This is a genomic window from Rhodopseudomonas palustris, from assembly GCF_003591005.1.
In the GTDB taxonomy this organism is placed as follows: domain Bacteria; phylum Pseudomonadota; class Alphaproteobacteria; order Rhizobiales; family Xanthobacteraceae; genus Rhodopseudomonas; species Rhodopseudomonas palustris_K.
Genome location: NZ_QYYD01000019.1, coordinates 21,677 through 44,434, shown reverse-complemented (window position 1 = coordinate 44,434; position 22,758 = coordinate 21,677). Strand labels below are relative to the sequence as shown.

The following is a 22,758-nucleotide window of genomic DNA, read 5'->3' as shown; positions in this document are numbered from 1 at the left end:
AGATCACTGGACGCCCGGCCGCAGGGGACGGGAATCCATGGCTTTGCGCCTCTACGATACGCTGACCAAGCAGAAGCGCGACTTCGCGCCGCTCGATCCGTCGAACGTGCGGATGTATGTCTGCGGCCCGACGGTCTACGACTTCGCCCATATCGGCAATGCCCGGCCGGTGATCGTGTTCGACGTGCTGTTCCGGCTGCTGCGGCACCTCTACGGCGAGACCCACGTCAAATACGTGCGCAACATCACGGATGTCGACGACAAGATCAACGATCGCGCCGCCTGCGACTTTCCCGGTCTTCCGCTGAACGAGGCGATCCGCAAGGTCACCGAGCGGACCGAGAGCCAATTCCATGACGACGTCGACGCGCTCGGCTGCCTGCGGCCGAGCGTCGAGCCGCGCGCGACCGAGCACATCGCCGAGATGCGGACGATCATCGAGAAGCTGGTGGCGGGCGGTTTCGCCTATGTGGCGGCGGACCACGTGCTGTTCTCGCCGGCGGCGATGAACGCCGCGAACGGCGGGCTGCCGCGCTACGGCGCGCTGGCCAACCGTACGCTGGACGAGATGATCGCCGGCGCCCGCGTCGACGTCGCACCCTACAAGCGCGAGCCCACCGACTTCGTGCTGTGGAAGCCGTCCAAGCCCGGCGAACCGTCCTGGCCGTCGCCGGCCGGCATCACGGCCGAAGGGCGGCCGGGCTGGCATATCGAGTGCTCGGCGATGTCGTGGAAGCACCTCGGCGAGACTTTCGACATCCATGGTGGCGGCATCGATCTCGTCTTCCCGCACCATGAGAACGAAGTCGCGCAAACCTGCTGCGCTTTCCATACCGACCGCATGGCTCAGACCTGGATGCACAACGGCTTCCTGCAGGTCGAAGGCGAGAAGATGTCGAAGAGTCTCGGCAACTTCATCACCATCCGGGAGCTACTGGCGACCGACAAGTTCGGCGGCAAGTCGTGGGACGGCGCGACGCTGCGGCTGGCGATGCTGAAGACGCACTATCGGCAGCCGATCGACTGGACGGTCGAGGCGCTGCACGAGGCGGAGAAGGCGATCCTTGACTGGTCGGACTTCACCAAGGATGCGACGACGGCGAACTGCGATGAGGTGATAGCTCCACTCGCCGACGATCTGAATACACCGAAGATGATCGCCGAACTGCACGCGTTGCGCCGGGCCGGGAAGGCCGATGAACTGCGCGGCGCGATGCAACTGCTCGGCATCGTGCCGGTGGTTCGCGCACCGGTCGACCTCGACGCAACTGCAAAGTCATTGATCGAGGCTCGCACCGCCGCGCGTGCACGCAAGGATTTCAAGGAATCCGACCGCCTCCGCGACGAACTCGCCGCGATGGGCATCGCCATCAAGGACGGCAAAGACGCCGACGGCAAGCCGGTGACGACCTGGGAGATCGCGCGATGAGCGTCCACTACGCACGAGGTCATTCCGGGGCGCGCATCTTCGCGCGAACCCGGAATCTCGCCGCCCCAATGTCGGGATTCCGGGTCTGCGCTGCTGGCGCAGCGCATCCCGGAATGACGGGGGTGAGGCTGCGCGGCAGTGGGCAGCGTGCGTCCGCGTCTGGCAGGCGCGCGCAGGCGAAGGCACTGCCTCGCCCCGTCATTCCGGGGCGCGCGCAGCGCGAGCCCGGAATCCATAGACCCTGCAGTCTCGGTGAGCGCGCGGGCTCTCCTCGTGAGGCCAGGGAGTATGGATTCCGGGCCTGCGCCCTGCGGGCGCATCCCGGAATGACGAACGAGAGGGAGTGGGGCGCAGCTTGCGCTGTCGAGGCTTGCGGCAAAGTCCTGAGATTCAAGCTAACTACGCAGCGGGAGTTCGCGCGATGACTGATTTAAAGCCCAATTCGCGGCCGGACACGCCGTTTCCGAAGCACTGGCTGTACTACATCGCGCTGAAGATCGCGCTGCTCGCCGGCGCGACGGCGTTGGTGCTGAAGCTTTACGGATTTTGGTGAGTCATGAGTGCGACGGAAACGCCGGGCCTGCGGCCGTATCTGCCCGAGGATGCCCAGATCGCGGCGGCGATTTTCATCGCGGCGATTGAGCAACTGACCGAGGACGATTACAGTGAGGTGCAGCAGGAAGCTTGGGTGTCGGTTGCTGACGACGACGCCAAGTTCGCTGCGCGGCTGGCCTCGCAGCTGACGCTGATCGCGACGCTGGGCGGTGCGCCGGTCGGCTTTGCGTCGCTGAAAGGCGCCGATCACATCGACATGCTTTATGTGCACCCGGATTTCATCCGGATGGGCGTCGCGACGTCGCTGATTGACGCGCTGGAGAAACTCGCAGGCGCCCGCGGTGCGCAGGCGCTGACGGTCGATGCCAGCGACAGCGCCGCCGAATTCTTCACCCGCCGCGGCTACGTGCCGACACGGCGCAACACTGTCACCATCAATGGCGAATGGCTCGCCAACACGTCGATGACGAAGACGCTCGCGGATCCCGCAGCGCCGGGAGCGGATCAATGAACCGGGAACGTCTGTATCTCTACGACACCACGCTGCGCGATGGCGCGCAGACCAACGGCGTGGACTTTACGCTGCACGACAAGAAGCTGATTGCCGGCCTGCTCGACGATCTCGGCATCGATTATGTCGAGGGCGGCTATCCGGGCGCCAATCCGCTCGATACCGAGTTCTTCGCCGAGGATCAGAAGCTCAGCCGCGCCACCTTCGCGGCGTTCGGTATGACGCGGCGGCCGGGCCGATCGGCGTCGAACGATCCCGGCGTCGCGCTGCTGCTCGAGGCCAAGGCGGGTGCGATCTGCTACGTGGCGAAGTCGAGCGAGTATCAGGTCCGCGTCGCGCTCGAGACCACCAACGAGGAGAACATCGCCTCGATCCGCGACAGCGTGGCACTCGCCAAGGACAAGGGGCGTGAAGTGCTGGTCGATTGCGAGCACTTCTTCGACGGCTACAAGGAAAACCGGGCATTCGCGCTGCAATGCGCCGAGGCGGCGTATCAGTCCGGCGCGCGCTGGGTGGTGCTGTGCGACACCAATGGCGGCACCATGCCTGACGAGATCGAGGCGATCGTCGGAGAAGTCGTCAAGCGCATCCCCGGCAGCCATGTCGGCATCCACGCCCATAACGACACCGAACAGGCCGTGGCGAACTCGTTCGCGGCGGTGCGCGCCGGGGCGCGGCAGATCCAGGGTACGCTGAACGGGCTGGGCGAGCGCTGCGGCAACGCCAATCTGGTGTCGATGATCCCGACGCTGAAACTGAAGAAGGAGTTTGCCGACAAGTTCGAGATCGGCGTCTCCGACGAGAAGCTCGCCACGCTGGTGCAGGTGTCGCGCGCGCTCGACAACATCCTCGACCGTGCGCCGGATCCGCACGCCCCCTATGTCGGCGGCAGCGCCTTCGTCACCAAGACCGGCATCCACGCCTCGGCGGTGATGAAGGATCCGCACACCTATGAGCACGTTGCGCCTGAAACCGTCGGCAATCATCGCAAGGTGCTGGTGTCGGATCAGGCCGGCAAGTCGAACGTGCTGGCGGAGCTGGCGCGCACCACCATCCAGGTCGACCGCGACGATCCGAAGCTCGGCCGGCTGATCGAGAAGATGAAGGAACGCGAAGCCGCGGGCTACGCCTACGAGTCCGCGAACGCGTCGTTCGATCTGCTGGCGCGCGGCGTGCTCGGCAAGGTGCCGGAGTTCTTTCATGTCGAGCAGTTCGATGTGAACGTCGAGCAACGCTATAACTCGCACGGCAAGCGCGTCACCGTGGCGATGGCGGTGGTCAAGGTCGTGGTCGACGGCGAGACCTTGATCTCCGCCGCCGAAGGCAATGGTCCCGTCAACGCGCTCGACGTCGCGCTGCGCAAGGATCTCGGCAAGTATCAGAAATACATCGAGGGCCTGAAGCTGGTCGATTACCGCGTCCGTATCCTCAATGGCGGCACCGAGGCCGTGACTCGGGTGCTGATCGAGAGCGAGGACGAACTCGGCGAGCGCTGGACCACCATCGGCGTGTCGCCGAACATCATCGATGCGTCGTTCGAGGCGCTGATGGACTCGGTCGTCTACAAGCTGATCAAGAGCAACGCGCCGCTCTAGGTCTGCCAGATCCTATCCCCGTCATTGCGAGCCGAAGGCGAAGCAATCCAGCTGCGCGTGCGGAGCTGGATTGCTTCGTCGCCTTCGGCTCCTCGCAATGACGCCCGTCCTGGTTGTCATCGCGCATGGGGCCTGCCAACATGCGCGAAACAATCAATGAGCATGCGGGACGGGAGCCGGGCCGGTGAGCAACACCCTGAATGGCGCGCAATCGGTCGTGCAGACGCTGGTGAATTGCGGCGTCGAGATCTGCTTCGCCAATCCCGGCACGTCCGAAATGCACTTCGTTGCGGCGCTCGACTCGGTGACCGGCCTGCGGCCGGTGCTTTGCCTGTTCGAAGGCGTGGTGACCGGCGCGGCTGATGGTTATGGACGGATCGCCGGCAAGCCGGCGGTGACGCTGCTGCATCTCGGACCGGGCCTCGCCAATGGTCTCGCCAATCTGCACAACGCCAAGCGCGCCGCGACGCCGATCGTCAACATTGTCGGCGATCACGCCACCTATCATCTGCAATACGACGCGCCGCTAACGTCGGACATTGTCGGCTTCGCGCGTCCGGTGTCGAGCTGGATCCACGAGTCGAAGAGTGCAGGCGCGGTCGCAAGCGATACCGCGCTGGCGGTGCGGGCGGCACGCAGCGCGCCGGGCGGCATCGCGACGCTGATCATGCCGGCCGACGTCGCCTGGAATCCGGCCGCCCGCGCCGCGCCACCGCTGCCCGATATCAAAGCGGCGCGGGTCGATGCCGATACGGTCGACGACATCGCGCGGCTGCTGTCGAACGGCAAGAAATCCGCACTGCTGCTGCGCGGCAGTGCGTTGCTCGGCGAGGGTCTGGAAGCCGCCGGGCGGATTCAGGCGAAGTGCAAGGCGCGGCTGCTGTGCGACACCTTCGCGCCGCGGGCCGAGCTCGGCGCAGGCCGCGTGCCGCTCGAGCGCATTCCGTACTTTGCCGAGCAGATCACCGCGTTCCTCAAGGATGTCGAGCAACTGATCCTGGTCGGCGCCAAGCCGCCGGTGTCGTTCTTCGCCTATCCGGGCAAACCGAGTTGGGGCGCGCCGGAGGGCTGTCAGTTCGATGATCTGGCGCAGCCGCATCAGGACGGCGCGCAGGCGCTGAAGGATCTTGCCGATGCGCTGGATGCGCCGGCCGAGCCCGCAGTGCGCACGGCGCTGGCGCTGCCGGAATTGCCGAAGGGCAAGCTCAACTCGCTCGGCGTCGCCCAGGCCATCGCGCATCTGACGCCTGACCACGTGATCTATGCCGAGGAGGCCAACACCTCGGGCCTGCCATTGCAGATGATCCTGCCGCGGGCACGGCCGCATACGCATCTGCCGCTCACCGGCGGATCGATCGGGCAGGGGCTGCCGCTGGCGATCGGCGCCGCGATCGCGGCAGCGGACCGCAAGGTGATCTGCCCTCACGGCGACGGCGGCGCCGCCTATACGATGCAGGCGCTATGGACGATGGCGCGCGAGCAGCTCGACGTCACCGTGGTGATCTACGCCAACCGCTCCTACGCCATCCTCAACATCGAACTACAGCGCGTCGGCGCCGCCGGAGCCGGAGCCAACGCGCTGTCGATGCTCGATCTGCACAATCCGGAAATGAACTGGGTGAAGATCGCCGAAGGCCTCGGCATCGAAGCCAGCCGGGCGACGACGGCGGAGGAGTTTGCTGCGCAGTACGGCTCGGCGATGAACCAGCGCGGCCCGCGTCTGATCGAGGCGCTGATCTGACGGGTGTCAGAGTTTGCTGGCGACCTCGGGCGCCAGCTCCTTGGCCTTGTCCGGCGCTGCGGCGCTGCGCAGCTTCGGCAGGATATCGGCGACCCGGTCCGCGGTCAGCACCTTGACCGACAGCGCGGCACGGATGAAGGCGGTTTCGGTCATGTGATCGAGCAGGCCGAGCAGCGGATCCCAAAAGCCGTCGATATTGGCGATCAGGATAGGCTTCCGGTGGCGGCCGAGCTGCTGCCAGGTCATCTGCTCGACCAGTTCCTCCAGCGTGCCGATGCCGCCCGGCAGTGCCACGAAGGCGTCGGAGTGCTCGAACATCAGACGCTTGCGCTCGTGCATGTCGTCGGTGACGATCAGATCCTGGATGCGATCGAGCGCAATCTCCTTGGTGCGGAGAAAGCCGGGGATGATGCCGGTGACGGCGCCGCCATGGTCGAGCACCGACGTGGCGACCGCGCCCATCAGCCCGATCGCGCCGCCGCCATAGACCAGACGGATGCCGGCCTCCGCCAGTTCCTTGCCGAACGCCTGCGCGGCTTCCATGAAAAGCGGGTTCGTGCCTGGGCCGGAGCCGCAATAGACGCAGACTGTGTTGATTTCGCTCATGGTGGGCGATGTGGCACCAGGACATCACAGCGTCAAGGCAGTGCCTGCGTTGCGCAGCGCAACAGTCTGTTATGACACAAACAATTCCGCCGTCAGGGTGCACGCGGCGGGCGAAACATTATATGAGAGCGCATCCGACGCATTTCCTGTCCGCCCGTCCGGCGGACGCTTTCAGGCAGTCTTGATGGCTCATCCACATTCTCATTCGCCGAGCGGTCCTTCGGTCGCAACCCCGGAGGACGCCGTGGCCCAAAAGGCAACGCTCGGCGGGACGCTGGTTCATTTGTGGCCATATATCTGGCCCGGCGACCGCGCCGATCTCAAGATGCGGGTGGTCTGGTCGGTGCTGCTGCTGCTCGCCGCGAAGGCGGCGACGCTGGTCGTGCCGTTCACCTTCAAATGGGCCACGGATGCACTGACCGGTGCCGATACCGCGCCGGTGGCGCCGTCGAACTGGACATTGTGGCTGTTGGCGTCGCCGCTGGCGCTGACGCTGAGCTACGGCCTGGTGCGCGTGTTGATGGCGGTGCTGACGCAGTGGCGCGACGGCATCTTCGCGCAGGTGGCGATGCATGCGGTGCGCAAGCTCGCCTACCGCACCTTTGTGCACATGCATGAGCTGTCGCTGCGCTTTCATCTGGAGCGCAAGACCGGCGGCCTGACCCGTGTGCTCGAGCGCGGCCGGCTCGGCATCGAAGTCATCGTCCGGATGGTGCTGCTGCAACTGGTGCCGACCATCGTCGAGCTGTCGCTGGTGATGGCCGTGCTGCTGTGGCAGTTCGACTGGCGCTACGTCGCGGTGATCATGGTCACTGTCGTGGTGTACATGTTCTACACCTACAAGGCGACTGAATGGCGGATCGCGATCCGTAGGCGGATGAACGATTCCGACAGCGACGCCAACCAGAAGGCGATCGACTCGCTGCTCAACTACGAGACCGTGAAGTACTTCGGCGCCGAGGAGCGCGAGGCCCAGCGCTACGACAAGTCGATGCAGCGCTATGAGGACGCCAGCGTCTCGACCTACACGTCGCTCGCCGTGCTCAACGCCGGGCAGGCGGTGATCTTCACCTTCGGCCTAACCGGTACGATGCTGATGTGCGCCGCCGGGGTGCGCAACGGCACCAACACGGTCGGCGATTTCGTGATGATCAACGCCATGATGATCCAGCTGTATCAGCCACTGAACTTCATGGGCATGGTGTATCGCGAGATCAAGCAGGCGATCATCGACATCGAGAAGATGTTCGCGGTGCTGTCGCGCAATCCGGAGGTCAAGGACAAGCCGGGTGCCAAGCCGCTCCAGGTGGCGAACGGTACGGTGCAGTTCGACGACGTCCGCTTCTCCTACGATCCGGCGCGGCCGATCCTGAAGGGTCTGAGCTTCGAGGTGCCGGCCGGCAAGACGGTGGCGATCGTCGGCCCATCCGGCGCCGGCAAGTCGACAATCTCGCGGCTGCTGTTCCGGCTCTACGACATCTCGGGCGGCGCGATCCGGATCGACGGTCAGGACATCCGCGACGTGACGCAGACCTCGCTGCGCTCGGCGATCGGTATGGTGCCGCAGGACACCGTGCTGTTCAACGACACCATCCGCTACAACATCCGCTACGGCCGCTGGGACGCGACCGATGCCGAGGTGGAGGAAGCGGCCCGCACCGCGCAGATCGACGCGTTCATCAAGGCATCGCCGAAAGGCTACGAGACCGAAGTCGGCGAGCGCGGGCTGAAGCTGTCGGGCGGCGAGAAACAGCGCGCAGCGATTGCGCGAACCGTTCTCAAGTCGCCGCCGATCCTGGTGCTGGACGAAGCCACCTCGGCGCTGGACAGCCACACCGAGCACGAGATTCAGGGCGCGCTGGAGCGCGTTTCTCAGAACCGTACTTCGCTGGTGATCGCGCACCGGCTGTCGACCATCGTCGGCGCCGACGAAATCATCGTGCTGGATCAGGGCCGGATCGCCGAGCGCGGCACGCACGCGCAGCTGCTCGAGCACGGGGGGCTCTACGCCAGCATGTGGAATCGGCAGCGAGAGGCTGAAGAGGCGCGCGAGCGGCTGGCGATGATGGACGGGGAGGAGTCGCAGGCGCGACCAACTGCGCTTGACGACGATCTGGCAAGTTCGGCCGCGGCGGAGTAATCGTGTCGCAGCATCCGGCCCGTCTTCGAAGCTAGGGGACCTTCCATGTCGATCGTCAATTCCGTCCGCGCCCAGATCCCGCCGGTCCATCGGGAAGGCTATCCGTTCATCGCCGCCTTCGCGCTGGCAACGCTAGTGCTGTTCCTGATCTGGGCACCGCTCGGCTGGATCGGCGTGGTGCTGACGATCTGGTGCGCACTGTTCTTCCGAGATCCGGTGCGGGTCACCCCGATCCGCGAGGGGCTGGTGGTGGCTCCGGCCGATGGCCGGGTGTCGATGGTGGTGCAGATTATCCCGCCGCCGGCGCTCGGGCTCGGCGACAAGCCGCTGCCGCGGGTGTCGATCTTCATGAGCGTGTTCAACTGCCACGTGAACCGCAGCCCGGTCGCCGGCCGGGTCGAGCGCATCATCTATTCACCGGGACTGTTCCTGAACGCCGAGCTCGACAAGGCCAGCGAGGACAATGAGCGCAATTCGCTGGTGATCTCGACCCCGACCGGTCAGATCGGCGTGGTGCAGATCGCCGGGCTGGTGGCGCGGCGGATCGTGTCGTTTGTCCGCGAGGGCCAGCCGCTGGCTGCGGGCGAACGGTTCGGCTTGATCCGGTTCGGCTCGCGCCTCGACGTTTACCTGCCGGAAGGCGCTAAGCCGCTGGTGTCCGAGGGGCAAACCGCGATCGCGGGCGAGACCGTGCTGGCAGACATCAGCCTCGGCGACGGCGGCCGGACTTTTCGGGCTGACTGAGCGTCGGCCCAAAGCCTGCCATGATGGCGGCGCAGCCTGCTGGCTCGCGTAACTGAGGCGATGCAGATGAACTACGACCAGACCCCACCCGAACTGCCGCGGCGCAGATTCGGCCCGATTCCGGTGCGGATGCTGGTGCCCAACGTCATCACGCTGCTGGCGATCTGCGCCGGCCTGACGGCGATCCGGCTGGCGACCGAAGGCCGGATGGAGCTTGCGGTCGCCGCCATCGTGTTCGCCGCCGTGCTCGACGGCATCGATGGCCGCGTTGCCCGGATGATCAAGGGCCAGTCCAAGTTCGGGGCCGAGCTCGACAGTCTGGCCGACTTCGTCAATTTCGGCGTCGCGCCCGGCCTGATCCTGTATTTCTGGCAGCTGCATTTCCTCAGCAATGTCGGCTGGATCGCCGCGATGATCTTCGCGATCAGCGGCGGCCTGCGCCTGGCGCGTTTCAACGCCACGATGGACGACCCCAACAAGCCGGCGTTCGCGGCGAACTTTTTCACCGGCGTGCCGGCGCCGGCGGGGGCCATCACGGTGCTGCTACCGGTTTATCTCGGATTCCTCGGCGCGCCGACGCCGCCCGCGGTGCTGATCGCGCTGTATACGCTGTTGATCGCCTTCCTGATGGTGTCGCGCCTGCCGGTGTTCTCCGGCAAGGCCGTTAGGCTGCGGGTCGCGCCCGAAATGGTGCTGCCGGTGTTCGTGTCGGTGGTGCTGTTCATCGCACTGCTGATCGGCTATCCGTGGCATATCCTGTCGGCGGGCTCGGTGTTGTACCTGCTCAGCCTGCCGCTGGGTTGGCGCTCCTATCGCGATCACAAGCGCACCGCGGCCGCGCACGCGCCGCAGCCAGCGGCTTCACCCTCGAAGAAGCCGACCCTGGTGGTCCCCGATCCGGCATCGCAGGACGATCGGCCGACCCGGCTGAATTGAAGAGGCTAAGCCGAATCGCCGCGGCTCGACCGCCGGTGAATGGTTAGTATCGAGTTGACGCCGTGCTCCTGCAGCGGCGTACGCCGCTGTTCACTGCCTCACACTTAACCTTTACGCGTCTTTAATGGCGGCCGCCTAAGTTGGGGCCGCGCAGCGCAGAAGGTGCCGCGCCGCCGTCGGCCGAGGCCGGCGTGCGTGTGCGCGTGTCGGAGTACAAGATGGATATCGCCACACTTCTCGGCCTGGTCGCAGGTGCCGCCGTCGTGTCTTCGCTCATCCTGATGGGCGGCAACTTCGGGATGTTCTACGACATCCATGCGGTGATCGTGATCTTCGGCGGATCCTTCGCGGCCACTCTGATCCGTTTCCCGTTGTCGGCGATGCTGCACGGCCTGCCGCTCGGCGCCAAATTCGCCTTCACGCTCAGCAATCTCTCCGCACGCGACCTGGTCGATGAACTCGCTCGCATCGCCGAAATCGCCCGCAAGTCCGGTCCGGTGGGCCTGGAGAAGGTCGAAGCTGACGATCCGTTTCTGGCCAAGGGCGTGCGCTACGTGGCCGACGGCTACGACATCGAATTCATTCGCGACAATCTCGAACGCGACCGCGACAACTTCCTGCTGCACCTGAACGAAGGCTCAAAGATCTATCGCGCGATCGGCGACTGCGCGCCGGCGTTCGGCATGATCGGCACGCTGCTCGGCATGGTGCAGATGTTCTCGAACATGTCCGACCCCTCCAAGCTCGGTCCATTCATGGCCGTCGCGCTGCTTGCGACGCTGTACGGCGCGGTGGTGGCGAACCTGATCTGTCTGCCGATCGCCGATAAGCTGCACACCAAGCTGGTGGACGAGGAGACTAACCGCACGTTGATCATCGACGGCATCCTGATGATCCGCGATTCCAAGAGCCCAACGCTGGTTCGGGAGATGCTGCTCGCTTACCTGCCGGAGAAGCATCGCCACACTGAGGACGAAGGCGTTCCCGCTTAGCCGGGTCACGAGCAACCCGGAAAGCGAGTCATGGCGAAGAAGAAGCGTGAGGAGGCACACGGTGGTCACGGCTGGTTCGTGACGTTCGCCGATCTGATGGCGCTGCTGCTCGCCTTCTTCGTGATGCTGACGGCGTTTTCGACCCAGGACAAGGACAAGCTCAAGATCGTCGCCGGATCGATGCGGGAAGCGTTCGGCGTGCAGTCCGACGCGCGCTACTCCGGCATCATCGAAGATGATGGCCTGCCAACCCGCGGCAAGATCAAGAACACCGAGCACGTCGATCCGGAGCTGTCGACCAGCAAGCCCGCTCCCGGGGACGCAACCAAGGACGAAGGGGTTCTCACCAAGGAGGAGCGGGAGTTCGCACTCGCCTCCGCCTCGCTTCGCCAGGCCTTGCAGGACATGCCGGAGATCGCCGAACTGTCCAAGAACGTGATGTTCGAAGAGACCAAGCAGGGGCTCAACCTGGAGATCATGGATCAGGACGGCCGCGCGATGTTCGCCGACGGGGAGAAGGTGCCGTTCGAGCGCACCCGGCGGCTGCTGCAGCGATTGGCCGGTCCGCTTCGTGCCACGCCGCTGCGGATCACCATTTCGGGCCATACGTCAGCCGGGCTGATGCCGCAGCGCGGCGAATACAACGGCTTCGACCTGTCGGCGGATCGTGCCAACGCGGTGCGGCAGATTCTGGAGCGGGAAGGCGTGCCGACGTCGCATATCTTTGCGGTGACCGGTCGGGCGGATTCCCAGCCGCTGTTTCCTGAAGACCCGTCGATCGCCGCCAACCGCCGGGTTACCATCACGCTGATGCGTGAAAATCCGACCCTGCCGCCCGGGCTAAAGCCGTAGCCGGACATCTGATACCGCGATCTTGACGGCGTCCTGCCACCGCCTGCAGACTTGCTGCGCATTGCATAGGGGACCCGGCAGGATCGAAACCGGCAGTTCCGCGTTCTACGGCGATCATGGCCCTCAGCGAGGTATCCAAACAGACGCCAGAAGCTCCCGCGGCGGCCGGATTTTGGACGCTCACCGTGGGCGGCATGGGTGTGGTGTTCGGCGACATCGGGACGTCGCCGCTCTATGCATTTCGCGAAGCGGTCGCGGGCGCCGCCGGTCACGAAGCCGCCACCCGGGCCATGGTGCTCGGGGTCCTTTCCCTGATCCTCTGGGCGTTGCTGATCGTTGTCACGGCGAAGTACGTGCTGTTGTTGCTGCGCGCCGACAACAACGGCGAGGGCGGGACGCTGTCGCTGATGGCGCTCGGGCAGCGCGCGCTGCGGCGGCGTAGCCTGCTGCTGCTGACACTGGGGGTGGTCGGCGCCTCGATGTTCATCGGCGATTCGATGATCACGCCGGCGATCTCGGTGCTGTCGGCGGTCGAGGGGCTGAAGATCGCCGCGCCCGCGCTCGATCACTATGTGGTGCCGCTCACCGTACTGATCCTGATCGTGCTGTTCGGGGTGCAGAGCAGTGGTACCGCCAAGGTGGCACGGGCGTTCGGTCCGGTGATGTTCGTCTGGTTCGGCATCCTCGCCGCGATGGGGCTGGCGCACATCAACGACGACCCGACCGTGCTGGCGGCGATCAACCCGTGGTACGCGGCCCATTTCCTGCTCACCCATGGCACGATCGGGCTGGTGACGCTCGGCGCGGTGTTTCTCGCCGTCACCGGCGGCGAGGCGCTGTACGCCGACCTTGGCCATTTCGGCCGGCGGCCGATCCAGGCCGGCTGGCTCGGCTTCGTGCTGCCGTCGCTGTTGCTGAATTATTTCGGGCAGGGCGCGCTGGTGCTGTCCAACCCGGCGGCGCTGGAAAACCCGTTCTACAAGATGGTGCCGGACAGCTTCGTGCTCCCGCTGGTAGTGATGGCGACCGCTGCCACCGTGATCGCCAGCCAGGCGGTGATCACCGGTGCGTATTCGCTGATCAGTCAGGCGGTGCAGCTCGGCCTGCTGCCGCGCTTCGAGGTCCGCTACACCTCGGAGAGTCATGCCGGCCAGATCTTTCTGCCGCGGGTCAACGCCTTGCTGCTGATCGGCGTCCTGATCCTGGTGCTGCTGTTCCAGAGCTCCAGCCGGCTCGCCTCGGCCTACGGCATCGCCGTGTCGACCACCATGGTGGCCGACGGCATCATGGGCTTCGTCGTGGTTTGGAAGCTGTGGGGCTGGCGGCCGGCGTTCGCAGCGCTGCTGATTGTGCCGTTCGTCTTGGTCGACGCGATGTTCTTCAGCGCCAATCTGCTGAAGTTGTTCGACGGCGCCTGGGTGCCGCTGCTGTTCGGCCTGTCGATGGCGGCGCTGATATGGACCTGGCGCAAGGGCGTCGCACTGCTGACAATCAAGACCCGGCGCTCCGAAGTGCCGTTTCACGATCTGATCGGCAACCTGGAGCGGCATCCGCCGCACATCGTCAAAGGCACGGCGGTGTTCCTGACCTCCGATCCGGACTACGTCCCGACCGCACTGCTGCACAACCTCAAGCACAACAAGGTGCTGCATCAGCACAATGTCATCCTGACCATCGAGACCGCCCACACCCCGCGGGTGCCGCCCTCCGAGCGGGTGCAATTGGAGAAGGTCAGCGAGAAGTTCAGCAAGGTCCGGTTGCGCTTCGGCTTCATGGAATCGCCCAATGTGCCCAAGGCGCTGGTGCTGGCGCGCAAGCTCGGCTGGGATTTCGACATCATGACGACGTCGTTCTTCGTCTCCCGCCGCTCGCTGAAGCCGGCAGCCAAGTCCGGGATGCCGCGCTGGCAGAACAAGCTGTTCATCGCGCTCAGCCGTTCGGCCAACGACGCTACCGACTATTTTCACATTCCGACCGGACGTGTGGTCGAAGTCGGGACGCAGGTCACGATCTGACCGGCCACCGGCCGCGCCTGCGACCAAAGGGGCGATGCATCTCGTGGCGAAAACCGGCTATCCAGCAAACATGCCAGCAACTCTTTCCCGCCGCTTGATTTTCCTCTCGCTTGGCGCAACCTTGGCGACGCAATGGCCGGGCTTGGTTCGCGTTGTTGCGCTATTGGGTTCGGACAGTGCGATCGCGGGAGAGCAGAGAGTGGTTGGCCAAGTTGAGGATTTGACGCCGCAGGAGGTCTCGCAGGGCATCGCCGAAGGACGCTATCTGCTGGTGGATGTGCGCGAGCCGAATGAAGTGGACGCCGAGGCCTATCCCGACGCCGTGGTGGTTCCGCTGTCGACCTTCGACCCCCAGGCGATCCCCGATCCGGCCGGCAAGGAGATCGTATTCGCCTGCCGTTCCGGCAAGCGCTCGGTCACCGCCTCGCAGGCCGCCCAGGCTGCGGGCCTCGCTTACAACAAGCATCTGGCCGGTGGCATTTTGGGCTGGAAGGCAGCCGGCTTGCCGACCACGCCGGGCCGCTGACGGCACAATGAACAAGGTCTTTTCCGATCTGCCCGTCACCGTGTTCGAGGCGATGTCGCAGCTCGCCCGCGACAACAACGCCATCAATCTGGGGCAGGGGTTTCCGGATGATCCGGGCCCGGACGATATCCGCCGCGCCGCCGCCGACGCGGTGCTGAACGGCTATAATCAATATCCGTCGATGATGGGCCTGCCCGAACTGCGGCACGCGATCGCGACCCACTACGCGCACTGGCACGGCGTCACGCTCGATCCGATGACCGAGGTGATGGTGACGTCCGGCGCCACCGAAGCGCTGGCCAGCGCGATCCTGTCGGTGGTGTCGCCGGGCGACGAAGTGATCGTGTTTCAGCCGGTCTACGACTCCTATCTGCCGATCATCCGGCAGGCCGGCGGAATTCCCAAGCTGGTTCGGCTCGAGCCGCCGCATTGGCGGATCACCGAGGAGGCGCTGCGCGAGGTCTTCAGCCCGAAGACCAAGGCGATCGTGTTCAACAATCCGCTCAATCCCGCTGCCGTGGTGTACCCGCGCGAAGACCTCGAATTGCTGGCGCGGTTCTGCCAGGAGTTCGATGCGGTCGCGATCTGCGACGAGGTGTGGGAGCACGTCACCTTCGACGGCCTCGAGCACATTCCGCTGATCGCGATCGACGGCATGCGCGACCGCTGCATCAAGATCGGCTCGGCCGGCAAGATCTTCTCGCTGACCGGCTGGAAGATCGGCTTCGTCTGCGCCGCGCCGCCGCTGCTGCGGGTGGCCGCCAAGGTGCACCAATTCCTCGCCTTCACCACGGCGCCGAACCTGCAGGTCGCGGTGGCTTATGGGCTCGGCAAGAGCGACGATTACTTCCTGCAGATGCGCAAGGAACTGGCGCGCAGCCGCGACCGGCTGGCGGAGGGGCTGTCGCGCATCGGCTTCCCGGTGATCCGGTCGCAGGGCACGTATTTCCTCACCGTCGACCTCGCGCCGCTCGGTCTCAACGAGTCCGACGAGGCGTTCTGCAAGCGGATCGTGAACGACTACAAGGTCGCGGCGATCCCGGTGTCGGCGTTCTACGAGGAGGAGCCGGTCACCTCGGTGGTGCGGTTCTGCTTTGCCAAGAACGATCAGACGTTGGACACGGCCTTGGAGCGTCTGTCGGACGCGGTGCACGGGCGATAGGGCTTCGACGATGCGTATATCTCTCTCCGGGGCGCTGCTGATGGTGAGCGCGGCCGCCGCGCTCGTTTTGGGATGCGCTGCGTCCGCGCCGGCGCAGGACCGCACCGTCAATTTCTACAACTGGTCGAACTACGTCGCGCCGGGAGTGCTGGAGGAGTTCACTCGCGAGACCGGCATCAAGGTGGTGTACGACACCTTCGATGGCAACGAGACGCTGGAGACCAAGCTGCTGGCGGGCAAGTCGGGTTACGACGTCGTCGTGCCGACCGCGTACTTCCTGCAGCGCCAGATCGGCGCCAAGGTGTTCCAGAAGCTCGACACCGCGAAGCTGCCCAACCTCAAGAACGCCTGGGACGTAGTGACCGCGAAGCTGGCGCTGTACGATCCCGGCAATCACTACGCCGCCAACTACATGTGGGGCACCACCGGGATCGGCTACAACGTCGCGGCGGCGAAGAGGATCTTGGGCGAGGGCGCGGCGATCGACAGCTGGAGCCTGGTGTTCAAGCCGGAGAATCTCGCCAAGTTCAAGGATTGCGGCGTGCAGATGCTGGATTCGGCGGATGACATCCTGCCGGCGGCGCTGACCTATCTCGGCCTCGATCCGAATTCGACCAAGCAGGCCGATCTCGAGAAGGCCGCCGACGTTGTCGCGCAAGTCCGCTCCTCGGTGCGCAAATTCCATTCTTCCGAGTATCTCAGCGCGCTGGCCACCGGCGAGATCTGCCTCGTGGTCGGCTGGTCGGGCGACATCAAGCAGGCGCAGTCGCGCGCGGCGGAGTCGAACAACGGCGTCGAGATCAGCTACGCGATCCCCAAAGAGGGCGCGCAGATGTTCTTCGACAATCTGGCGATCCCGGCTGACGCCAGGAACGTCGCCGAGGCGCACGAGCTGATCAACTTCCTGTACCGCCCGGACATCGCCGCGCGTAATTCCGACTTCCTGTCCTACGCCAACGGCAACAAGGTGAGCCAGGAGTTCATCAATCCGCGCGTGCTCAACGACAAGACGATCTATCCGGACGAAGCGATGCAGGCACACCTGTTCGTCATTACCGCCCGCGATCCGGCGACGCAGCGGATTATCAACCGGCTGTGGACGCGGGTGAAAACGGGGCGCTAGAGCGCTGCCGTTGCGTTGCGCCCATTCATGCGTCTCGTCTTTCCGTCATGGCCGGGCTTGTCCCGGCCATCCACGCCTTTGTCGCGGCACTTTCTGAAAGACGTGGATGCCCGGCACAAGGCCGGGCATGACGCGTTGAGAGCAAAGTGCCCTCAATCGCTGACGTCAGCCCAGTCAGGCTCTGAGTATCATCACAGCTGGTAAGCGCGGTGACTCATAAACGTCCGTCATCGTCCGGCTTGACCCGACGACCCAGTATTCCAGGGCGCTGATGAGGAGGCTTTGATGCTGGCCACTGGAATACTGGATCCCGCATGAGCGGGATGACTTCGAATTGGGGGGAGGTTTTTCCGATCCCGCAATCACGCCGTCTTCGCCAGTTCCGGTGCCGGCGCGCTGGGGAGTGTGACTTTGCCGATCTCGCGCAAGTTCACCGTGCCCGGTAGCGCGTGGTCGGACGGCTTGTCGCCGACGCCGCGCATCGGGATTGGGCTGACGGGCGCGCGCTCGTGGCGCTCGATCTTGCTGCTGAACAGCCGCCAGGCCCATCCGGCCGTGCGCCGATACGTATGCGCCAAGCCGATCATGCCGTAGATCTGCGCGCCGGCATCGATCAGATGCGCGCGCAGCTTGAGTTGGAAGCGGCGGCGCAGCTTCTTGACAGCCGAGTAGTTGCGGACCTCTTCGGCCGGCCTCGTCTCGGCGCTGGAGAACACATCCGCTGTTTTCGAGAACACCAGCGCGGATAGGAAGCGGATCGGATTGAAGAAGTAGGTGTAGGCGATCAGCAGATTGATCTGCTTCACCCACGGCCGGGCATGCTTGGAGGCGACCACGTAGTTGCCGTCCATGATGTGCGGTTCGACCTTGACGTCGCCGGCCTTGCTGAAAGCGGTGCCGGACTCGAACACGTTCTCGTAGAATTTCGATCCCGGCGCCGGCGTCAGCATCATCACCTGGGTGGTGATGGAGCCGGCCTTGCGCAGCAGCCGGATCTGATTGAGCAGGCCGTAGTTCGATTTCCACGTCACCAGCGGCTGGCTGTCGTGGTGCATCATCATCGGCATCGGCAGGATGTTGTTCTCGCGCAGCAGCCGGAAGGCGAGTTCGGTCTTGTCCTTGTCCTGCGCCTTCTTCACCAGCGTCGCCGTCATGTCCTCGACACCGAGCCACACCGCCGCGAAGCCCGCTTCGCGGATCAGCGGCAGGTGATCGCGCATGCCGACGGTGTCGTGCACCGTGACTTCGGTGCCGATCCGTACCTTGCAGAACGGCCGGCCGTCGCGCGCTTTCTTTGCCAGCGTGCCGGCGATGTCGAGCGTGCGCTTGGTGTTGTTGAAGAAATTATCGTCGGCGCCGAAGAAGTGATAGATCCCGAAGGTCTCGGCGATCTGTCCGATTTCCTCGGCGATGCGCTCGCCGCTCTTGGCGCGGAACTGCGACTGGTTGTAGGCGGGGATCGGGCAGTACGAGCAGCGGAATTTGCAGCCGGCGGTCATCACGATCCCGGCGATCGGGCTGTGCCGCTTGACGCGGTTGGCCGGGAGCGGCTGGCTCGCCAGCGTCGCGGCGCTGCTCGGCGCCTCCAGCATGGTGAAGCCGTACATCGGGCTCGGCAACTCATCGAGGTCGCCGAGCAGGCGCTGCACGCCGGTGTCGACCAGTTCTTCGACCGGACCGTTGGGCGAGGCGCGATTGGCATAGACGATGCCGGGCACCTCATCGAGCGCGCCGATCGCGCGGGCGCGGTGGAACACCGACCTCATCGACTCGCCGTCGGCGCGCAGCGACAGCAGCACGTTGAGGAGGTCGAGGAAGACGTATTCCTCGCCGGTGACGGCGACGTCGGCGGACCAGTCGGCGTGACGATCACCACCGAACACGTGCCACGGCTCGTAGCGGATGCGCGGACCGCCGACCATGATCAGCGGCCGCTTGTCCGGCTCGATCTCACAAGCTTCGCGGATCAGCCGATCGCATTCGGCCGAATGCAGATGCATGCTGGAAACCAGAAACAGATCCGGGATGCGGCCGTCGAGCCGCATCTGCTTCGGGCTGAAATTCGGGTTCCACTGCTGCAGCACGATGCGGGTCTTGTGGAAGCCGACATCGGCCAGTGCCGAGCCGATCGCCCGCACGCCGCCGGGCGCCATGCGCGTATCGGCGAGCACGAAGGGCAGCACCCGGGTGCGATGGTCGAAGGCGTTGACGATCACCGTCGTCAGATCGTGCTGAGCGGAGAGGCCCTGCAGGCGCGCCCGGAGGGCGGCCATCTTGCCGGGAACCAGAAGCTCATCGCCACGGGCACGCCTTGGGAGTTCCATATGGGCCTCGATGTTAGCCGGATGTTTCGCAAAGCTTGCGGCGCACTGTGCGGTCAATCCCGGAATCGGTCAAGCTGACCGGGGAGACCCTGCTGTCGGATGCTGATTATAGTTGCACTAAGGCAACCTGATGTCCGGACGTGAGCTGTTCCGCTCATCTCTTCGATCGGCCGGGCAAGTGATTAGTCGGCCGCTGCTAATCGCCGACTACACGCCGCGCAAGCTGATCAGCGCCACCGGCGATGCAGCCACAGCCATTGTTCCGGGGCTTCGCGGATCCAGCCTTCGATTACCGAGGTGACGGTCTGCATCGTCCCCTGGATGTCGATCTGGCCTGACGCATCGCGGACCGGCTCGATCTGTTCGGTCAGTTCGGCGCGGAACCTGCCGTCCGGCAGGCGGATCACGCGCGCGCCGTGGACCGGGCAGTCGATCTGCCGCAGCAGCCGCGCCAGCATCGGATTGGCCTTGCAGGTGCGGCCGAAGAAGGTGACGTCGACGCCATTGGAGAAATGCTGATCGATCAGCATGCCGACGTGCTTGCCCTCCTGCAGCGCCTGCGCCAGCTTGAACGGCGCCGTACGGCCGGCGGCGATCAACTGGCCCATCTTCACCGAGCGGATTTCCTCGACGATGCGGTCGGCGGCTTCGATGTTGGGCCGGCGATACAGCACCGCGGTGTCGAGACCGTGCGCGACCGCGGCGACCGCCGGGAGTTCCCAATTGCCGAGATGGCTGGCGAAGATCAGCGCCGGCTTGCCGTCGTCGCGCAGCTGTTCGAACAGTTCGAGCGAGCGCGGCGTCACCTCGACGCGGCTGCGCTCGGGATGCGCCGGGTCGTAGTCCCACACCGAGTCGAGATGGGCGAACTCCGCCGCGGCGCGACCGAGATTGTCCCAGACGCCGGACAGAATGGCTTCGATCTCGGCGGCTGACTTGTCCGGAAAGGCGGCGGTGAGATTGGCGCGGCCGATGCGTTGCTCGGGCAGGCGCGGGCCGAACTTGCGCATCAGCGCGCCGAAGAAATTGGCGGTCTTGGCCGGGTCGAACTTCCGCGCCAGATGCAGCGCGCCGATCGCCGCCGAACCGGCGGTGTTGCCCAGCAGCGTTTTGGCCGCGCGTTGCGCACGCAGCTTGGCGCGGTAGAGGGCGAGTTTCATCAGAACCGGACGATGATCTTGCCGAACACTTGCCGGCTTTCCATCCGCTTCAACGCGGCGCCGACATCGTCGAGCGGCACTTCGGTGTCGATCACCGGCCGCATGCCCGCGGCCATCTTGTCAAGGCTCTCGGCGATGTTCTGCATCGTCGCGCCGAACGAGCCGAAGATCTTGTACTGCTGCTGGAACAGCTGCATCAGATTGAGGGTCGTGGACGGGCCGGAGGTCGAGCCGCAGGTCACCAGCCGGCCGCCGCGCTTCAGGCTGAGCAGCGAGCCGTTGAAGGTGTCGGCGCCGACGTGTTCGAACACGACGTCAACGCCCTTCTTCTTGGTGATCTTACGGGTCTCGTGCTCGAAGCGATCCTTGCGATAGTTGATCACGTGATCGGCGCCGAGCTTCCTGACACCCTCGATCTTGCTATCGTCGCCGACGGTGGTGATCACCGTGCAGCCGATCGCCTTGGCCATCATGATCGCGACGGTGCCGATGCCGGAGCCGCCGGCATGTACCAGCACGGTCTCGCCGGGCTGCAGCTTGGCGTTGTCGAACAGCATGTGCTGGACAGTCGAGAACGCGATCGGCGCGCAGGCGGCGTCGCGCAGCTCGACGCCGTCCGGCACCGGAATCACCAGCCGCTCGGCGATGTTCATCAGTTCGCGCGCGAAGCCGTCGACATGGAAGCCGATCAGGCCGCCGACGTTTTCGCAGAGATTATCGCGGCCTTCCTGGCAGGCCTTGCAATGCCCGCAGGTCAGCGCGCCGTACATCACGACCTTCTGGCCCGGCTTGAAGCGCGTGACGTCGTCGCCGACCGCTTCGATCGTCCCGGACGCTTCGGCGCCGACCACGATCGGCAGCTTGCGCTTGACGAACGCCATGCCGCGATAGCCCCACACGTCGATGTGGTTGAGCGCGACCGCGGCGATACGGACCTGGACTTCGCCGGCGCCGGGCGGCGGGGGAGGCGGCAGATCGGCGACCGCGAGGTCGCGGTCGGCAACGAGAGTAAGCGCGCGCATCATCGTGTTCCGGAAATGGAGCGCGGACTACACCGGTTCGCGCGTCAGGATCAGGGAAGCGTTCTGGCCGCCGAAGCCGAACGAGTTCGACATCACCGCGGTGACGCGGGCGTCGCGGGCCTTGTTCGGCACCACGTCGAGCGGGATCGCCGGGTCGGGTACGTCGTAGTTGATGGTCGGCGGAATCCGCTGGTGCTCCAGCGTCAGCAGCGAGAAGACCGCCTCGACAGCGCCGGCGGCGGACAGCGTATGCCCGACCATCGACTTGTTCGAGGACACCGGAATCGTCGACGCGCGGTCGCCGAACACGCTGGAGATGCCGAGATACTCCATCTTGTCGTTCTCGGGCGTGCCGGTGCCGTGGGCGTTGATGTAGTCGATCCGCTCGACGCCGATGCCGGCGTCGGCCAGCGTCTTGTTGATGCAGCCGATGATCGGTTTGCCGTCCGGGCTCGAGCGGGTGCGGTGGAAATTGTCGGCGAGTTCGCCGCAGCCGGCGACGACGCCGAGGATCTTGGCGCCGCGGGCCGTGGCGGCTTCCAGGCTCTCCAGCACCAGCGCGCCGGCGCCCTCGGCCATCACGAAGCCATCGCGGTTCTTCGCGAACGGCTTGGAGGCGTTTTGCGGGGTGTCGTTCTGCGTCGACAGCGCCGACAGCAGCGAGAAGCGGATCAGCGCCTCGGCGTTGACCGAGCCGTCGGTCGCGACGCACAGCGCCGCGTCGGATTCGCCGCGGCGGATCGCCTCGACGCCGAGCTGGATCGCGCTGGCACCGGACGCGCAGGCGGTCGACAGCGAGATCGGCGAGCCCTTGGTGCCGAAGCTCTCGGCCAGATGATCGGCAACCGAGCCGAACAGGAAGCGGCGATGATACTGGGTGAAGCGGCCGCCGCCGGAGACGCGGAGCAGGGCGTCGTAATCGATCGCGGTGTTGGCGCCGCTGGCGCGCGCCAGCTGCTGGCGCGGCTCCCATTCCAGCTCGACCGGCGCCACGGCGAGAAACAGCGGCCCCGGGAAGTCGCCCCTGCGGCCGATGCCTGCCTGCGCAATCGCTTCCTCGGTGGCGAGGTCGGCGAGCTTTTCGCCCAGCACGGTGGACGAGAACGGCTCGACCGGGACGAAGTCCACGGTGCCGGCCATCGTCGTCTTCAGGCCGTCGATCGGAAACCGGGTGATGGTGCGGATGCCGGATTCGCCGGCGGTGAGCTTGGCCCAATTGTCGGTCTTGCCGGCGCCGAGCGACGTGACAACGCCCATGCCGGTGACGACCACGATCGGCCGGCCGAATTTATCGTGCGTGACACTCATCGCGTCCCCCTCGCTCG

General features: G+C 65.3%; 19 protein-coding genes. 14 read left to right on the top strand and 5 right to left on the bottom strand.

Going from position 1 to position 22,758, the window contains the following annotated elements:
• Window positions 1-37 precede the first annotated feature (37 nt).
• From cysS to D4Q52_RS17985, 5 genes are all read left to right on the top strand, one after another.
• Entirely contained in the window at window positions 38-1,429 is a 1,392-nt protein-coding gene (cysS, locus tag D4Q52_RS18000; protein ID WP_119857949.1) for a cysteine--tRNA ligase, read from the top strand.
• Window positions 1,430-1,850: 421 nt separating this feature from the next.
• Complete coding sequence (locus D4Q52_RS26925; protein WP_283805670.1) at window positions 1,851-1,982, top strand: hypothetical protein; 132 nt, start codon at window positions 1,851-1,853, stop codon at window positions 1,980-1,982.
• A 3-nt stretch (window positions 1,983-1,985) separates the two neighbouring features.
• Window positions 1,986-2,495: a GNAT family N-acetyltransferase gene (locus D4Q52_RS17995; protein WP_119857948.1), complete on the top strand. Its 510-nt coding sequence runs from the start codon at window positions 1,986-1,988 to the stop codon at window positions 2,493-2,495.
• A complete protein-coding gene (cimA, locus tag D4Q52_RS17990) occupies window positions 2,492-4,090 on the top strand; it encodes a citramalate synthase (RefSeq protein WP_119857947.1) in 1,599 nt (532 codons plus the stop codon). Before D4Q52_RS17995 ends, cimA begins: the two co-directional genes overlap by 4 nt.
• Window positions 4,091-4,274: 184 nt before the next feature.
• Complete coding sequence (locus D4Q52_RS17985) at window positions 4,275-5,831, top strand: acetolactate synthase large subunit (RefSeq protein WP_119857946.1); 1,557 nt, start codon at window positions 4,275-4,277, stop codon at window positions 5,829-5,831.
• Window positions 5,832-5,837: 6 nt separating this feature from the next.
• On the opposite strand, the gene D4Q52_RS17980 is transcribed toward D4Q52_RS17985, so the two are convergent.
• The gene (locus D4Q52_RS17980; protein WP_119857945.1) at window positions 5,838-6,437 is read right to left on the bottom strand and encodes a TIGR00730 family Rossman fold protein; all 600 of its coding nucleotides are present in this window, start codon (window positions 6,435-6,437) and stop codon (window positions 5,838-5,840) included.
• A 184-nt stretch (window positions 6,438-6,621) separates the two neighbouring features.
• On the opposite strand from D4Q52_RS17980, the gene D4Q52_RS17975 reads away from it, so the two are divergent.
• From D4Q52_RS17975 to D4Q52_RS17935, 9 genes are all read left to right on the top strand, one after another.
• Window positions 6,622-8,577, top strand: coding sequence for an ABCB family ABC transporter ATP-binding protein/permease (locus D4Q52_RS17975; RefSeq protein WP_119857944.1), 1,956 nt, complete (start codon window positions 6,622-6,624; stop codon window positions 8,575-8,577).
• 45 nt (window positions 8,578-8,622) lie between these two features.
• Window positions 8,623-9,321 carry a phosphatidylserine decarboxylase gene (locus D4Q52_RS17970; RefSeq protein WP_119857943.1) on the top strand — a complete coding sequence of 233 codons (699 nt, stop codon included), beginning with the start codon at window positions 8,623-8,625 and terminating at the stop codon, window positions 9,319-9,321.
• Between the two features lie 66 nt (window positions 9,322-9,387).
• Complete coding sequence (gene pssA / locus D4Q52_RS17965) at window positions 9,388-10,257, top strand: CDP-diacylglycerol--serine O-phosphatidyltransferase (RefSeq protein WP_119858025.1); 870 nt, start codon at window positions 9,388-9,390, stop codon at window positions 10,255-10,257.
• A 218-nt stretch (window positions 10,258-10,475) separates the two neighbouring features.
• Entirely contained in the window at window positions 10,476-11,249 is a 774-nt protein-coding gene (locus D4Q52_RS17960) for a motility protein A (RefSeq protein WP_119858024.1), read from the top strand.
• A gap of 30 nt (window positions 11,250-11,279) precedes the next feature.
• Window positions 11,280-12,101 carry an OmpA/MotB family protein gene (locus D4Q52_RS17955; protein ID WP_119857942.1) on the top strand — a complete coding sequence of 274 codons (822 nt, stop codon included), beginning with the start codon at window positions 11,280-11,282 and terminating at the stop codon, window positions 12,099-12,101.
• A 116-nt stretch (window positions 12,102-12,217) separates the two neighbouring features.
• Window positions 12,218-14,116, top strand: a complete 1,899-nt coding sequence (locus tag D4Q52_RS17950; protein ID WP_119857941.1) for a potassium transporter Kup — start codon at window positions 12,218-12,220, stop codon at window positions 14,114-14,116.
• Window positions 14,117-14,315: 199 nt separating this feature from the next.
• Window positions 14,316-14,642 (top strand): rhodanese-like domain-containing protein, encoded by a 327-nt coding sequence (locus D4Q52_RS17945; RefSeq protein ID WP_119857940.1) that lies wholly within the window; start codon window positions 14,316-14,318, stop codon window positions 14,640-14,642.
• A 7-nt stretch (window positions 14,643-14,649) separates the two neighbouring features.
• The gene (locus tag D4Q52_RS17940; protein ID WP_119857939.1) at window positions 14,650-15,804 is read left to right on the top strand and encodes an aminotransferase; all 1,155 of its coding nucleotides are present in this window, start codon (window positions 14,650-14,652) and stop codon (window positions 15,802-15,804) included.
• Window positions 15,805-15,844: 40 nt separating this feature from the next.
• A complete protein-coding gene (locus D4Q52_RS17935; RefSeq protein WP_234831243.1) occupies window positions 15,845-16,927 on the top strand; it encodes a polyamine ABC transporter substrate-binding protein in 1,083 nt (360 codons plus the stop codon).
• Window positions 16,928-17,289: 362 nt separating this feature from the next.
• On the opposite strand, the gene D4Q52_RS17930 is transcribed toward D4Q52_RS17935, so the two are convergent.
• The 4 genes from D4Q52_RS17930 to D4Q52_RS17915 form a co-directional block, all read right to left on the bottom strand.
• Window positions 17,290-19,200 carry a B12-binding domain-containing radical SAM protein gene (locus D4Q52_RS17930; protein ID WP_234831237.1) on the bottom strand — a complete coding sequence of 637 codons (1,911 nt, stop codon included), beginning with the start codon at window positions 19,198-19,200 and terminating at the stop codon, window positions 17,290-17,292.
• A 278-nt stretch (window positions 19,201-19,478) separates the two neighbouring features.
• On the bottom strand, window positions 19,479-20,411 hold the full coding sequence (locus tag D4Q52_RS17925) for a lipid A biosynthesis lauroyl acyltransferase (RefSeq protein ID WP_119857936.1): 933 nt from the start codon (window positions 20,409-20,411) through the stop codon (window positions 19,479-19,481).
• Entirely contained in the window at window positions 20,411-21,433 is a 1,023-nt protein-coding gene (locus tag D4Q52_RS17920) for a zinc-binding dehydrogenase (protein WP_119858023.1), read from the bottom strand. Before D4Q52_RS17920 ends, D4Q52_RS17925 begins: the two co-directional genes overlap by 1 nt.
• Window positions 21,434-21,460: 27 nt before the next feature.
• Window positions 21,461-22,741 carry a beta-ketoacyl-ACP synthase gene (locus D4Q52_RS17915; protein ID WP_119858022.1) on the bottom strand — a complete coding sequence of 427 codons (1,281 nt, stop codon included), beginning with the start codon at window positions 22,739-22,741 and terminating at the stop codon, window positions 21,461-21,463.
• Window positions 22,742-22,758: the final 17 nt, after the last annotated feature.